Here is a 13,673-nt window from a genome sequence, read left to right as displayed (position 1 = left end):
GGATTGGTGAGCAGCGAGCGTGCGGGCATGCGTCCTGTCGCAGTCGAACAGGCCGTCGCGACGCTTAATCCGGGGTACTTCGCGCTGGTCATGGGGACCTGCATCGTGTCGCTCGGCGTGCACACGAACGGGCTGACGCTGCTGTCGGACGTGATGATGTGGGTGGCCATCGTGTCGTACGCCGTTCTCGTCGCGGCGACGGTGTGGCGGGCGGTCGCCTTTCCCGCCGAGTTGCGCGCCGACTTCACCGACCCGCGGCGCGGGTTCGGGTTCTTCACCTTCGTCGCCGGCACCGACGTCCTCGGGACGCGGATCGCGCTGACCGGGCAGCACGGCGTCGCGCTCGGGCTGCTCGTCGTCGGCGGGCTCAGCTGGTTCGTGCTCGGCTACGTCGTGCCGTGGACGGCGGTGCTCGGCCGCGAGGACCGTCCCGTCGTGGCCGGGGCGAACGGGACGTGGTTCATCTGGGTCGTCGCCAGCCAATCGGTCGCGGTGCTGTCGGCCGTCCTGGAACCGCAGTCGGAGATGTGGCGCCGGGAACTGGCGCTGCTCGCCGTCTGCTCCTGGGCGGTCGGCGCGATCCTGTACGCCGCCGCCGGGATCTTCGTCGCCGCGCGGCTGCTGCTGTACCCGCTGCGCCCGACGGACCTGACCCCGCCCTACTGGGTCGCGATGGGCGCCACCGCCATCACCGTGGTGGCGGGCGCGCGGATCGTGGAGATGGCCGACGCGCCGATGGTGAACGCCACCCGCGGCCTCGTCGCCGGCGTGTCCGTGGTGTTCTGGGCGTTCGGCAGCTGGCTCATCGTCCCGCTGGTCGCGGCCGGGTGGTGGCGGCACGTCGTCCACCGCATCCCGCTCCGCTACGAGGCGACCTGGTGGAGCGTCGTGTTCCCCCTCGGCATGTACGGGGTCGCGGGCCAGTACCTCGGCGTCGCCGACAGCCTTCCCGTCGTCGAGGGCATCGGCACGTACGAGACGTGGGTGGCGCTGACCGTGTGGGCGCTCGCCTTCGCCGCCATGCTCGTCCACCTGGCGCGGACGCTGGTACGGCCCCGGCATCAGCCGATCGGCTGATGCCGGGTCGAGCGGCTCGGGCGATGTGCGCCGGGACGGGCGCCGCGATGCTCGAAGCATGCCCATCATCGAAGTCAACGGCCTGCGGAAGGTCTACGGCGGCCGTCCGGTCGTGGACGGCGTCACCTTCGCCGTCGAGGAGGGGGAGATCTTCGGGATCCTCGGCTCCAACGGGGCGGGGAAGACGACGACCGTCGAGTGCCTGGAGGGTCTGCGCGAGCCGGACGGGGGAGCCGTGCGCGTCGCCGGCCTCGACCCGCGCACCGACCGCGCGGAGCTCACCGGGATCCTCGGCGTGCAGCTCCAGGAGAGCGAACTCCAGGAGAAGCTGACCGTCCGGGAGGCGCTGGAGCTCTACAGCGCCTTCTATCCGGAGCCCGCCGACTGGCGGGAGCTCGCCGAGCGGCTCGGGATCACCGGGAAGCTCGGGACGCGGTTCGGCAAGCTGTCCGGCGGGCAGAAGCAGCGCCTGTTCATCGCCCTCGCGCTGATCGGCCGCCCCCGGATCGTCGTCCTGGACGAGCTGACCACCGGCCTCGACCCGCGCGCCCGCCGCGACACCTGGACGCTGATCGAGGACGTCCGCGGCTCCGGCGTCACCGTCGTGCTCGTCACCCACTTCATGGAGGAGGCGCAGCGGCTCTGCGACCGGATCGCGGTGTTCAAGCAGGGCCGTGTCGCCGCGCTCGACACCCCCGCCGGGCTGATCCGGCGCAGCGCCGGCGGCACCGTGCTGTCGTTCACCCCGTCCCGGCCCCTCGACGCCGGCGACCTGGCCGACCTGCCGGAGGCCGCGACCATCGAGCGGCGCGACGGCCGCCTCACCGTCCACGGCACCGACGCGACCGTCAACGCGGTCATCTCGCTGCTGGCCCGGAGCCAGGTCACCGCCCACCAGCTGCGCATCACCGACGCCACGCTGGACGACGCCTTCCTCGAACTCACCGCAGAGCAGGAGAACTGACGTGTCCGCGTCCACCGCCGTCCTCAAGGCCGAATTCCGGCTCTTCTCCCGCGAGCCGTTCAGCCTGTTCTGGATCGTCGCGTTCCCGACCGTGCTGCTGACGATCCTCGGGCTGATCCCGTCGTTCCGGGACCCGGACCCCTCCCTCGGCGGCCTCCGGGTCATCGACCTGTACGTCCCGGTCAACGTGCTGCTCGCGCTGATCATGGCGGGGATCCAGGCGCTGCCGCCCGTCCTGTCCGGCTACCGCGAGCGCGGCATCCTGCGCCGGATGTCGACCACGCCCGTCCGGCCCGCGTCGCTGCTGGCGGCGCAGATCGTCCTGCACTTCGCCGCCGCGCTCGGGTCGGCGCTGCTGGTCATCGCCGTCGGCCGGGTCGCCTTCGGCGTGGCGCTGCCCGGCCAGGTGCCCGGATACCTGCTGGCGCTCCTGCTCGGCGCGCTCGGCGCGCTCGCGCTGGGCGCGGCGGTCACGGCGGTCACGCCGACCACCAAGGCCACCACCGTGGTCGGCTCGGTCGTCTTCTTCCCGGCGATGTTCCTCGCGGGGGTCTGGGTGCCGGTCCAGGCCATGCCCGATGTGCTGCAGCGGATCGTGGAGTACTTTCCGTTCGGGGCCGCGTCCCAGGCCCTCAACCAGGCCGCCGAGGGCGCGTGGCCGGACTGGACGCACCTCGGCGTCACCGCCGCCTGGGCCGCCGTCCTGATCGCCGCCGCCGTGCGCTGGTTCCGCTGGGAGTAGGGAACCGCGCTGGGACTCCGCTGGAGTGGGGGAAACTGGCAGAATGCCGACAATTCAGGAGCAATGGGAGCGGTTCTACCGCTGGGGGCCGTTCGCCCTGCTCCCGCTCGCGACCTTCCTGGCGCTGCTCATCCGGGAGATCATGTCGGTGGCGGAGGAGCGGGCGGCGGCGGCCCTCCTGGTCACCGCGCTGGCCCTCCAGATCCTGCACGCCGGACGGAAGATCCCCGGGCCCGTCTACTTCTGGACGCGGACCGCCCTCGCGTTCGCCATGTCGTGGCTGAACCCCTTCTTCTCCGTCTACGCCGTCCTCGGGTACTTCGACTCCCAGCACTTCCTGACCCGCCGCTGGGCCATGACCGGGGCGTTCGTCACGGCGGTCACGATGGCGGGCGCGCAGTCGGGCGGGCTGCCACCGGCGAGCCCCGGGCAGGCGGCCGGGTTCGGCGGCCTCCTCGTCCTGAACACCGGGCTCATCCTCGTCTTCGGCGCCCTCTCCGACCGGGAGGCCGAGCGGACCCGCGTCCAGGCCGAGACCATCGCCGAACTCGAACGGACCAACACCCGCCTGGAGCAGGCCCTCGCCGAGAACGCGGGCCTGCAGGCGCAGCTCCTCGTCCAGGCGCGCGAGGCCGGGGTCAGCGACGAGCGGCGCCGGCTGGCCGCCGAGATCCACGACACGATCGCCCAGGGACTGACGGGCATCATCACCCAGCTCCAGGCCGCCGAGGACAGCGAGCACGTCCGCCGCGCCACCGGCCTCGCCCGCGAGAGCCTGCGCGAGGCCCGCCGCTCCGTGCGGGCCCTCGCCCCCACCCACCTGGAGGACGACACGCTGCCCGAGGCGCTCAAGAAGATCACCGGCGACGGCGTCGACCTCACCGTCACCGGAACGGTGGAACCCCTGCACGGCGAACTGGAGGCGACCCTCCTGCGCATCGCCCAGGAGGCGCTCGCCAACGCCACCCGCCACGCGCACGCCGACCGCATCGGCGTGACCCTCTCCTACATGGACGACGAAGTGACCCTTGACGTCCGCGACGACGGCCGCGGCTTCACCGGCCCCTCCTCCGGCTTCGGCCTGACCGGCATGCGCGAACGCGCCGAACGGGTCGCCGGTTCGCTGGAGGTCGAGTCGGAGCCGGGACGGGGCACGGCCGTGTCCGCCCGCGTACCGTTGATCCGCCATGCCTGAGAACACCGCCGGCAGCGCAGCCGAGAACACCGCCGAGAACACCGCCGAGAACACCGCCGAGAACACCGCCGACATCACCGTGCTGATCGTCGACGACCACCCCGTCGTCCGGGACGGGCTGCGCGGCATGTTCGCCGCGACCACCGGCTTCCGGGTCGTGGGCGAGGCCGCCGACGGCCGCGCAGCCGTCGTGCTGGCCGCCGAACTCGGCCCCGACGTCGTCCTCATGGATCTGCGGATGCCCGGCGGAGGCGGCGTGGAGGCCATCACCGAACTGACGCGCCGCGGGCTTCCGTGCAAGGTGCTCGTCCTCACCACCTACGACACCGACACCGACACGATCCCGGCGATCGAGGCCGGCGCCACCGGCTACCTCCTGAAGGACGCGCCGCGCGACGACCTCTTCGAGGCGGTCCGCGCCGCCGCCGAGGGCCGCACCGTCCTGTCCCCGGCCATCGCGTCCCGCCTGGTCTCCCGCGTCCGCGAACCGCGCGGCATCGACCTGAGCACGCGCGAACTGGAGGTCCTGCGCCTGGTGGCCCGCGGCACCGCCAACCGGGAGATCGCCGCCGAGCTCTTCATCAGCGAGGCCACGGTCAAGACCCATCTGACCCACATCTACGCGAAACTGGACGTCAAGGACCGAGCCGCGGCCGTGGCCACCGCCTACGACCGCCGAATCCTCCCCTAGCGGGAGGCGCCGGTCACGGCCGTGATGGCGGTGAGGGTGAAGTCGGTGACGGCGGTGGGGGGCTTGCCGTTGTCGATGGCGCGGATCGCGGTGTCCACCAGGGACTGCACGGCGGATTGAAGTAGATCGGGGTGGCGGGCGTCCATCTCTTGGACGGCCCCGGCTAGCAGGGCCTCTAGTTCGCCGTGCATTGCCATGACGCGGTGCAGGGCTTCCGGGGACAGCGATGCTCGGGCCAGGCCGACGCGCCAGCGGTGGTCTCCGCTCGCGCCTTCGGCGATGTTGGCGCGGGCGTAGGCGAGGACGCGCTCCTGGGGGGTGTGCGCCGCGTCCACCTCGCGGCGGACGGCGGCGACCCAGCGCGGGAAGTCGCGGGCGACGACGGCCTCGATCAGCTCGTCCACGCTGCCGACGTACTTGTAGACGCTGGAGCGGGCGATGCCCACGCGGCGCGCCACGGCGCCGACGGTCAGGCCGGCGCCCTCGCGGAGGATCTCCTCGGCCGCGTCGACCAGCGCCGCCTCCATCCGGCTGCGGTGCTCCCGGACGGTCGGCGCGTTGATCTTCGGCACGCCGTTCCTCCCGCTTTCCCGACCCCCGGACGCCCCCTCGCGGGGGCACCGATATGGTAGCCCGCAGTTATGGCGACACCCTGTTCCTAAAAACGAAGGTTACCCATGTCGGCTCTGCTGCGGGCGATGCTCGCCTCCAAACGCTCGGCGGCTCTCACGGTCGTCTTCTGGATCGTCCTGACCGGTGTCCTGGCCGGGGTGGCGCCCGACCTGAAGTCGGTGGAGGACAACTCGTCGGCGAACAGCGCCCCGGCGGCGAGCGACTCGTCGGTGGCGCAGCGCGAACTCGAGCGCGCGTTCCCGGGGAGCGATGCGCTGCCGGCCGTCGTGGTCGTGAAGGCCGAGGACGGCCCGGCGGCCACCGCGGCCGTGACCCGCGCCGCGGGCGCGGTGCGGCAGGGGACCGGCATGCCGGTGTCCCCGGTGTGCGGCCAGGACGGGACGAAACCCGGCACCGACTGCGTCCCCGGCGGGGAGGGGCTGACCTCGGCGGACGGGAAGACGCGGGTCGTGATCGTCCCCGTGACGGGCGATGCGACCAGCGATGCCTTCAAGGACGCCGTCGCCGATCTCCGGACGGCCGTCAAGGACGCCGCCCCCGCGGCGACCGTCGCGGTCACGGGCCCCGCCGGGATCATCGTCGACACCGTCAAGGTCTTCTCCAGCGGCGACAAGGTGCTGCTGCTCGGCACCGTGCTGCTCGTCCTGGTGATCCTGCTGGTGGTGTACCGGTCGCCGCTGCTGGCGCTGGTGCCGCTGCTCGCGGTCGGCGTGGCCATGCGCGTCACCGAGTCGGTCGGCGCGGTCCTCGCCGACGCGGGCGCCGTCACGATCAGCGGGCAGACCGCCTCGATCATGACCGTGCTGCTGTTCGGGGTCGGCACCGACTACGCGCTGATCATCACCAGCCGGTACCGCGAGGCGCTGGTCGACGCGGGCGACCGGTTCGCGGCGATGCGGGAGGCGCTGCGCGGGACGGCCGAGTCGGTGCTCGCCAGCGCGTCCACGATCGTGCTCGCCATGTTCGCGCTGCTGGCCTGCGCGTCCCCGGCGCTGCGCGGGTTCGGGCCGTACCTCGCGCTCGGCGTCGCGGTGATGGCGGTGGTCGCGTTCACCTTCATCCCGGCCGCCGTCCTGCTGTGCGGGCGGGCGGTGTTCTGGCCGTTCTCCGAGGCGGCGATGGCCCGGCGCGCGACGGGCGGCGCCGTGTGGCGGCGCGCCGCCGACCTGGTCGTGGCCGCACCGCGCCGCGTCCTCGCGGGGACGCTCGTCCTCCTGGCCGTGCTCGCCCTCGGCATGACCGGGTACAAGGAGAGCTTCGACTTCGTCAGCGGGTTCCGGGTCGGCACCGACTCGGCCGCCGGGCAGACCATGATCGACCGGGATCTCGGGCCGGGGGAGATCGCGCCGTCCACCCTCCTCGTGCGGGGCCGGAACCTCGCGCCCGCGCAGGTGGAGGCCGTCCGGTCCGCGGTCGCGCCGCAGGCCGCGCGGACGGCGTTCGACCCGCGCCGCGACATGGCCGCCGGCGCCGCCCGGATCACCGTCGTGCTCAAGGACAACCCGTACTCGTCCGCCGCGATGGACGCCGTCGGCCCGCTGCGCTCCTCGGCCGCCGCGGCGGCGCGGGACGCCGGGATCGCGGACGCGCGCGTGCTCGTCGCCGGGCCCACCGCCGAGACCGCCGACATCAAGTCGGCGCTCGACCGGGACATGCTCGTCCTCGTCCCGCTGGTCCTGCTGATCGTCGGGCTGGTGCTGGGCTGGCTGCTCCGGTCGGTGCTGGCACCGGTCTACCTGCTCGCCACCCTGCTGCTGTCGTTCCTCGCGACGCTCGGCCTGACGGTCGCGATCACCGTCTGGCTCGGCGGCGACGCGGGCATCGGCAACCGGGTCACCGCCTACGTGTTCATCTTCCTGGTGTCGCTGGGCGTCGACTACAACATCTTCATCATGAGCCGGTACCGGCAGGAGTCCGAGCGCCGGGCCCCGGTGGAGGCGCTGCGCGCGGCGATCACCCGGACGGGCGGCGTGGTGTCCTCGGCCGGGCTGATCCTCGCCGGGACGTTCGCGGTGCTGATGACGCAGCCGATCCGCGAGCTGTACCAGTTCGGCATGGCGATGGCGATCGGGATCCTGCTCGACACGTTCGTCGTCCGGCCGCTGCTGGTCCCGGCGATCGTGCGGCTCCTCGGCGACCGCGCGCTCTGGCCGCGCCGCCCCGCGCCCGCGGCCGCCGAGACGGCGGCCGAGCCCGTCCGCGGCTAGTCGGGCGGGCGGATCAGCCCCCGGCGGGTCGCGGCGGCGACGGCGGCGGTGCGGGAGTCGACGCCGAGCTTGGCGTAGATGTGCACCAGATGCGTCTTGATCGTCGTCTCGCTGAGGAACAGCCGGCGGCTGATCTGCCGGTTCGACAGGCCCTCGGCGACGAGGCCGAGGACGTCCAGCTCGCGCGGGGTCAGCGCGGCGGCCGGGGTCCGCATGCGGCCGAGGAGGCGGGACGCCACGCTCGGCGCGAGCGCGCTGTCCCCGGCCGCGGCCGACCGGATCGCGGCGAACAGCCGGTCCGGCGGCGCGTCCTTGAGCAGGTAGCCGGTGGCGCCCGCCTCGACGGCGGCGAGGATGTCGGAGTCGGTGTCGAAGGTGGTCAGCACGAGGACGCGCGGGGCGTCCGGGGCGGCGGTGATCCGCCGGGTCGCCTCGCTGCCGTGGATGCCCGCGCCGAGCCGCAGGTCCATCAGGACCACGGCCGGTTTCAGGCGGCGGGCCGCCTCGACGCCCTCCTCGCCCGTCGCCGCCTCGCCGACCAGTTCGAAGCCGGGCTGGTCGGCCAGCATGGCCCGGATGCCGGACCGGACGACCGGGTGGTCGTCGACGAGCAGGATCCGGATCGGGGTCATCCCGCCTCCCCGGGCACCGGGAGGGACGCCACGACGGCCGTGCCCTCGTCCACCGCGGACTCGACGGTGAGCGTCCCGCCGAGCGCGCGGGCCCGCTCCCGCATCGCGCGCAGCCCGTAGCCGGTCGCCGGCGCCGCCGGGTCGAAGCCTCGGCCGTCGTCGTAGACGTCCAGGACCACCGCGTCGTCGAGGTAGGTCAGCGTGACGCCGACGTTGGCGGCGCCGGAGTGCTGCGCGGCGTTGCCGAGCGCGCTCTGCGCGATGCGGACGAGCGCCACCTCGTGGTCGGTGGGCAGCGGCAGCGGCGTGCCCGTCGCCTCGAACCTGATCCGGGACGTGGAGCGGGCCGCCGCCGACTCGGTGATCCGGCGGAGCGCGTCGGTGAGCGACGACCGCTCCAGGACGGGCGGCGCCAGTTCCCGCACGAAGTTGCGCGCCTCCTCCAGGTTCTCCGCCGCCGCCTGCTCGGCCTCCGCCAGCCGCCCCCGGACGGCGTCCCGGGCGGTGTCCCGGTCGCCGTCGAGGTCGCGCCGCGCGGCGCGGAGCAGCAGGATGATGCTCGACATGCCCTGCGCGAGCGTGTCGTGGATCTCCCGCGCGAGCCGCTCCCGCTCGGTGAGCCGCGCCGCGTCCGACTCCGCCCGGACGAGCCGCTCGCGGGTGCGCACCAGGTCGTCGATGAGCAGGCGGCGCTCCTCGCTCTCCCGGTAGAGCGCCTGGTAGGCGAGGGCCATCAGGGTGGCGACGGCCGCGCCGACGCTCGGCCCGAGGACCTCCGCGAGCGTGATCCCGTCGCCGTGCCAGGCGACCGCGCCGATCGCGGCGGCCGTCAGCAGCACCACGCCGGGCAGCGCCCAGGCGAGCCGCAGCAGGTGGACGTACAGGAAGAACAGCGGGAAGGCCAGCCACACGTAGGCGGGGGACGCGAGCGCCAGCGCCGCCCACCCGGCGGTGAGCAGCGCGAGCCACGCCCGCGCCGGCCCCGGCCGGGGGCGGTGCCGCGTGCCGTGGACGACCCCGGCCGCGTACAGGGCGCCCAGCAGGAGCCCGCCCGCCAGGACCGGGCCGTCCCGCAGGCTGCGGGCCAGCGCGATGGCGAGCAGGACCAGGAAGGTGCCGTGCATGGCCCAGGCGAGCAGCCGCATCGCCGGGGAGAACGGATCGTTCCTCATGTCTCACCCAGCGTAAGCGACGAATCCCCAGGTCACATCGATCGAAAGGTGGATACCGGCCGTCCGGAAGGAGGCGGCCGCGCGGTGCCGCCGCACGATGTGCGCCCTTCTCCCTCCCGCGAGGCTGGAGGCACTGGAACCGACGTGGACGGGGGATTCACCGTGTTCGTGGCGCTACGGGACCTGCGCTTCGCCAAGGGGCGGTTCGCGCTGATGGGAGCGGTCGTCCTGCTCATCACCCTGCTCGTGACGATGCTGTCCGGGCTCACCGAGGGGCTGGCCCGCGACAGCGGCTCCGCCATCGCGAACCTGCCCGCCGACCGGGTCGTGCTGAGCGGCGACTCGTTCACGACCAGCCGCATCGACCAGCGGACGCTCCAGGGCTGGCAGGACGTTCCGGGCGTGCGGGCCGAACCGCTCGGCATCGGCATGAACCGGCTGGGGGAGGGCACTCCGGTCGCCCTCTTCGGCGTCGACGCGGGCAAGGATTCGCCTCCACCGGGCCAGGTCACCCTCTCCCGCGACCTCGCCCGGGAGACCGGGCTCCAGCCGGGCGCGACGGCGGAGATCGCCGGACGCTCCTTCACCGTCGCGGGCATCGGCGGCGAAGCGTCCTACAGCCACAGCCCGGTCGCCTGGCTGCGGATGGACGACTGGAAGGCCGCCGACCCGCAGGGCTCGTCCGTCCTGCTGCTGCACACCACCGGCGACCCGGACCTCGGCGCCGCCGACCGGCGCCTCGGGACGACCGCCCTGACCCCGGGCGACGCCGTGTCCAAGATCCCGTCGTACTCGGCGGAGAACGGGTCGCTGCAGCTCATGCGCGGGTTCCTGTTCGCGATCTCGGCGCTGGTCATCGGCGCGTTCTTCACCGTCTGGACGATCCAGCGCCGCGCGGACGTCGCCGTCCTCAAGGCGCTCGGCGCGAGCACCGGCTACCTGCTGCGCGACGCGCTCGCGCAGGCGGTCCTCGTCCTGCTCGCCGGCGCGGGCCTCGGCGGCGCGATCGGCGCGGCCGCGGGGCTCGCCCTCGGCGGCGCGGTGCCGTTCGTCGTGTCGACCGCCACCACGGCCGCCCCGGTCGCCGTCATGATCGTCCTCGGCGCCGCCGGGGCCGCGCTCGCCATCCGCAAGATCACTTCCGTCGACCCCCTCACCGCCCTGGGAGCCGCACGATGAGCCTGTACCTGGCCGACGCCGTCCTGACCTACCCCGACGGCGACCGGACGCTGACCGCCCTCGACCGCGTCACCCTGCGCGTCGGGCCGGGCGAGTTCGCGGCGGTCGCCGGCCCGTCCGGCTCCGGGAAGTCGAGCCTGCTCGCCGTCGCGGCGACGCTGATCCCGCCGGTCTCGGGCACCGTCGAGATCGCGGGCCGGGACGTGACCGGCCTCGGCCCGTCCGAACGCACCCGCCTGCGCCGCGACCACATCGGCATCGTGTTCCAGCAGCCGAACCTGCTGCCGTCCCTGACCGCCCTCGACCAGCTCACGGTGATGGCGCACATGTCGGGACGCCGGAACGCCGCCGGCCGCGCCCGCGACCTGCTCGCCGCCGTCGGCCTGGCCGGCATGGAGCACAAGCGCCCGCACCAGCTCTCGGGTGGGGAACGCCAACGCGTGAACATCGCCCGCGCGTTGATGAACGACCCGCAGGTCCTCCTGGTGGACGAGCCCACGAGCGCCCTCGACCACCACCGGGGCGAGCAGATCGTGAAGCTCTTGGCCGACCTCACCCGCGACGCCCGCGTGGCGACCGTCATGGTCACCCACGACCGCGCCCAACTGGCCGCCGCGGACCGCGTCTACGAGATGACCGACGGCCGCCTCGCCCCGGCCACCGCCCCGGCGCCGGTCTCAGGGGGCGGTCTCCCGTAGCTCCCCGGCCGCCGCCGGCGACGACGACACCGAGTTCTTCGGGCAGCCTCAGCGCTGCGCGAGGTACGCCGCGGCGGTCTCGCGGAGACGGGCATGGACGCCGTCGTAGGCGGGCGCTCCCCGCAGGACGGTCTTGGGGAGCTTGGCGAGCATCGTGTAGTTCGTGTCGACGACGTTGCCCGCCGGGGCCAGGCCCGCCTGGCTGACGAGCTGGTAGGTGTCCAGCTCGTCCAGGCCGAGCAGGGAGGACGTCCAGGTGATCAGGTCGTGCTGGCTGATCCGGAAGGCGTCCTCCAGGGGGCGGGCGGAGCCGGTCGACATCAGGTGCGCGTCGTTCTCCAGGCGGGGCCACGGGGGAGCGGCGCCCTTGATGAGGTCGACGGCGATGACGGTGCTCATCGCCGCCTCGACGGCCGTCCCGCAGACTTCGCCCTCGCCCTGGCGGCAGTGGCCGTCGCCGAGGGAGATCAGGCCGCCGGGGACGTTGACCGGGAAGTAGGCGGTCGTGCCGGCCCGCATCTCCGGGGTGTCCATGTTGCCGCCGTGCGCGCCCGGGGTGATGCTCATGATCACCTCGTTGGCGGCGGGCGCCACGCCGACCGTGCCGTGCATGGGGTCGAGCGGCAGCTCGATGGAGAGGTCGCCGCTGCGGGCGTTGAAGCGGCAGACGCCGCGTTCGGCGTCGACGTCGTACAGCCAGACCCGCTCCTCCAGCGCCGGGTGCAGCATCGCCGTCGCATGCGTCGTGGTCAGCGCGCCGAAGTGCGGGAACGTGGTGGAGACCGCCCAGTCCCGGACGGGGCGGATGTCCACGAAGTGCACCGCGACCGCGTCGCCCGGCTCGGCGCCCTCAACGGCGATCGGGCCGGTCACCGGGTTGAGGTAGGGGAAGGTGCACACCTGGCTGGGCAGGTCGTCCACTCCCTTGACCGCGCCGCCGAAGCAGTCCTCGGTGGTCAGCTCGACGACGGTGCCCGGTGCGACCGTGAGCGCGGCCTCCCGTCCGCCGAAGGCGTAGGCGGGCTCGGTGTCCAGTGCGACCACGTTCATTCGTCCTCCTCGTCGGTCTCTTCGATGCCGGCCAGGGCCGGGCGGCGGTGCATGGCGAGCAGGGCGATCAGTACGGCCACCCCGATGGCCAGCCACACGAACGCGAGCTTCTGCGCGGCGACCTTCGCGTTGATCACCACGTACCCGAGGATGAGGAAGCCGATCGCCGGCGCGATCAGGTGCCGCCACCAGTCCCGGCTGCCCGACCGGACCACGTAGTGGACGACGACGGAGACGTGCAGCACCAGGAACGCCGTCATCGCACCGAAGTTGATCAGCGAGCTGAGCAGGGTGATGCCGTCGTCGCGCTCGGCCATGTAGAGGCCGAGGGCGAGCGAGACGGCCGCGACCAGCAGCGTCGCGTTGACCGGGACCCGCCGCGTGGGATGCACCTTGGCGAGGAAGCCCGGCAGCTGCCGGTCCCGCGCCATCGCGTACAGCAGCCGGGACGTCGCCGCCTGCGCGACCAGCGAGTTGGCGAAGCCCCACGCGATCGCGGTGGCCAGCGCGGTCAGCTTCGCGAGCCAGGCGCCGCCCGCGACCCGCGCGGCGTCGTAGAAGGCGGTGCCGTCGGGATCACCGTCCTCGACCAGCTTGTCCGCGTCGGGCACCAGCAGCGACGCCACCCAGGTCTGGACGATGAACAGCAGCCCGACCAGGACGAGCGCGGCGACCATCGACCGTCCGATGGCGCGGGCGGACTCGCGGTTCTCCTCCGCCAGCGTCGAGATCCCGTCGAAGCCGAGGAAGCTCAGCACGGCGATCGATACCGCGCCGAACACCAGCCCCCACGAGAACGTCGCCTCGTTGAAGATCGGGGTGAAGCCGCCGCCGTGGCCCTTGCCCTGCGCGAGCGCGACGACGCCCACCACCAGGAAGACGGCCAGGACGGCGAGTTCGGCGAGCAGCATGACGCGGTTGATCCGCGCGGTCATCTCGATGCCGAAGAAGTTGACCACCGTGTTCAGCACGACGAACGCGACGAGCCACAGCCACACCGGGACCGACGGCACCAGCGAGTTCATCGCCACGCTCGCGATCAGGTACAGCAGGCCCGGCACGAGGACGTAGTCGAGCAGGATCATCCAGCCGGACAGGAACCCGACCGGCGCCGCGATCCCGCGCCCCGCGTAGGTGTAGACCGAGCCGGCCATCGGGAACGCCCGCGCCATCTGCGCGTACGAGGCGGCGGTGAACAGCATGACCAGCATGCCGATGGCGTAGGCGAGCGCGACCATGCCGCCCGCGCCCTGGAACACGCTGCCGAAGATGCCGAACGGTGCGATCGGCACCATGAAGATCAGGCCGTAGACCACCAGGTCCCGGAAGCCGAGCGAGCGCTTCAGCTCCTGCTTGTACCCGTACTGCTCGATGCCCTGCGGTTTCGCCGAGTCGACGCCCATGGTCCCTCCTCCGCGCGCGGGGCCCGGCCG

13 protein-coding genes are annotated in these 13,673 nt (G+C 73.2%); 8 read left to right on the top strand and 5 right to left on the bottom strand.

Annotation, left to right across the window (positions count from 1 at the left end):
* Positions 1–27 precede the first annotated feature (27 nt).
* Genes ABFX46_RS29095 through ABFX46_RS29075 form a run of 5 tightly spaced genes read left to right on the top strand, consistent with a single transcriptional unit; the run spans position 28 to position 4,669 of the window.
* Positions 28–1,077: a tellurite resistance/C4-dicarboxylate transporter family protein gene (locus ABFX46_RS29095; RefSeq protein WP_346046998.1), complete on the top strand. Its 1,050-nt coding sequence runs from the start codon at positions 28–30 to the stop codon at positions 1,075–1,077.
* A gap of 58 nt (positions 1,078–1,135) precedes the next feature.
* Positions 1,136–2,041, top strand: a complete 906-nt coding sequence (locus tag ABFX46_RS29090) for an ABC transporter ATP-binding protein (RefSeq protein ID WP_346046996.1) — start codon at positions 1,136–1,138, stop codon at positions 2,039–2,041.
* A gap of 1 nt (position 2,042) precedes the next feature.
* Complete coding sequence (locus ABFX46_RS29085) at positions 2,043–2,783, top strand: ABC transporter permease (RefSeq protein WP_346046994.1); 741 nt, start codon at positions 2,043–2,045, stop codon at positions 2,781–2,783.
* A 43-nt stretch (positions 2,784–2,826) separates the two neighbouring features.
* Complete coding sequence (locus ABFX46_RS29080) at positions 2,827–3,978, top strand: sensor histidine kinase (RefSeq protein ID WP_346046993.1); 1,152 nt, start codon at positions 2,827–2,829, stop codon at positions 3,976–3,978.
* Positions 3,971–4,669 carry a response regulator gene (locus ABFX46_RS29075; RefSeq protein ID WP_346046991.1) on the top strand — a complete coding sequence of 233 codons (699 nt, stop codon included), beginning with the start codon at positions 3,971–3,973 and terminating at the stop codon, positions 4,667–4,669. Before ABFX46_RS29080 ends, ABFX46_RS29075 begins: the two co-directional genes overlap by 8 nt.
* Here ABFX46_RS29075 and ABFX46_RS29070 read toward each other — a convergent pair.
* On the bottom strand, positions 4,666–5,241 hold the full coding sequence (locus ABFX46_RS29070) for a TetR/AcrR family transcriptional regulator (protein ID WP_346046989.1): 576 nt from the start codon (positions 5,239–5,241) through the stop codon (positions 4,666–4,668). The genes ABFX46_RS29075 and ABFX46_RS29070 overlap by 4 nt on opposite strands.
* 105 nt (positions 5,242–5,346) lie before the next feature.
* On the opposite strand from ABFX46_RS29070, the gene ABFX46_RS29065 reads away from it, so the two are divergent.
* Positions 5,347–7,509, top strand: a complete 2,163-nt coding sequence (locus ABFX46_RS29065) for an MMPL family transporter (RefSeq protein ID WP_346046987.1) — start codon at positions 5,347–5,349, stop codon at positions 7,507–7,509.
* On the opposite strand, the gene ABFX46_RS29060 is transcribed toward ABFX46_RS29065, so the two are convergent.
* Together ABFX46_RS29060 and ABFX46_RS29055 are read right to left on the bottom strand one after the other, a co-directional pair.
* The gene (locus ABFX46_RS29060; RefSeq protein ID WP_346046986.1) at positions 7,506–8,141 is read right to left on the bottom strand and encodes a response regulator; all 636 of its coding nucleotides are present in this window, start codon (positions 8,139–8,141) and stop codon (positions 7,506–7,508) included. The genes ABFX46_RS29065 and ABFX46_RS29060 overlap by 4 nt on opposite strands.
* Complete coding sequence (locus ABFX46_RS29055) at positions 8,138–9,313, bottom strand: sensor histidine kinase (RefSeq protein ID WP_346046984.1); 1,176 nt, start codon at positions 9,311–9,313, stop codon at positions 8,138–8,140. The genes ABFX46_RS29060 and ABFX46_RS29055 overlap by 4 nt, the downstream gene beginning before the upstream one ends.
* 144 nt (positions 9,314–9,457) lie before the next feature.
* Here ABFX46_RS29055 and ABFX46_RS29050 point away from each other — a divergent pair, with 144 nt between their 5' ends.
* The gene (locus tag ABFX46_RS29050; RefSeq protein ID WP_346046982.1) at positions 9,458–10,492 is read left to right on the top strand and encodes an FtsX-like permease family protein; all 1,035 of its coding nucleotides are present in this window, start codon (positions 9,458–9,460) and stop codon (positions 10,490–10,492) included.
* Complete coding sequence (locus ABFX46_RS29045; protein ID WP_346046980.1) at positions 10,489–11,190, top strand: ABC transporter ATP-binding protein; 702 nt, start codon at positions 10,489–10,491, stop codon at positions 11,188–11,190. The genes ABFX46_RS29050 and ABFX46_RS29045 overlap by 4 nt, the downstream gene beginning before the upstream one ends.
* 48 nt (positions 11,191–11,238) lie before the next feature.
* Here the strand turns inward: ABFX46_RS29045 and ABFX46_RS29040 are convergent, their stop codons facing one another.
* On the bottom strand, positions 11,239–12,240 hold the full coding sequence (locus ABFX46_RS29040; RefSeq protein ID WP_346046979.1) for an acetamidase/formamidase family protein: 1,002 nt from the start codon (positions 12,238–12,240) through the stop codon (positions 11,239–11,241).
* A complete protein-coding gene (locus tag ABFX46_RS29035) occupies positions 12,237–13,643 on the bottom strand; it encodes an APC family permease (protein ID WP_346046977.1) in 1,407 nt (468 codons plus the stop codon). Before ABFX46_RS29035 ends, ABFX46_RS29040 begins: the two co-directional genes overlap by 4 nt.
* Between the last annotated feature and the right edge of the window lie 30 nt (positions 13,644–13,673).

Origin of the sequence: Actinomadura chokoriensis, from assembly GCF_039529475.1 — a bacterium.
GTDB lineage: Bacteria > Actinomycetota > Actinomycetes > Streptosporangiales > Streptosporangiaceae > Spirillospora > Spirillospora bangladeshensis.
This window is presented reverse-complemented; position numbering and strand designations above follow the sequence as displayed.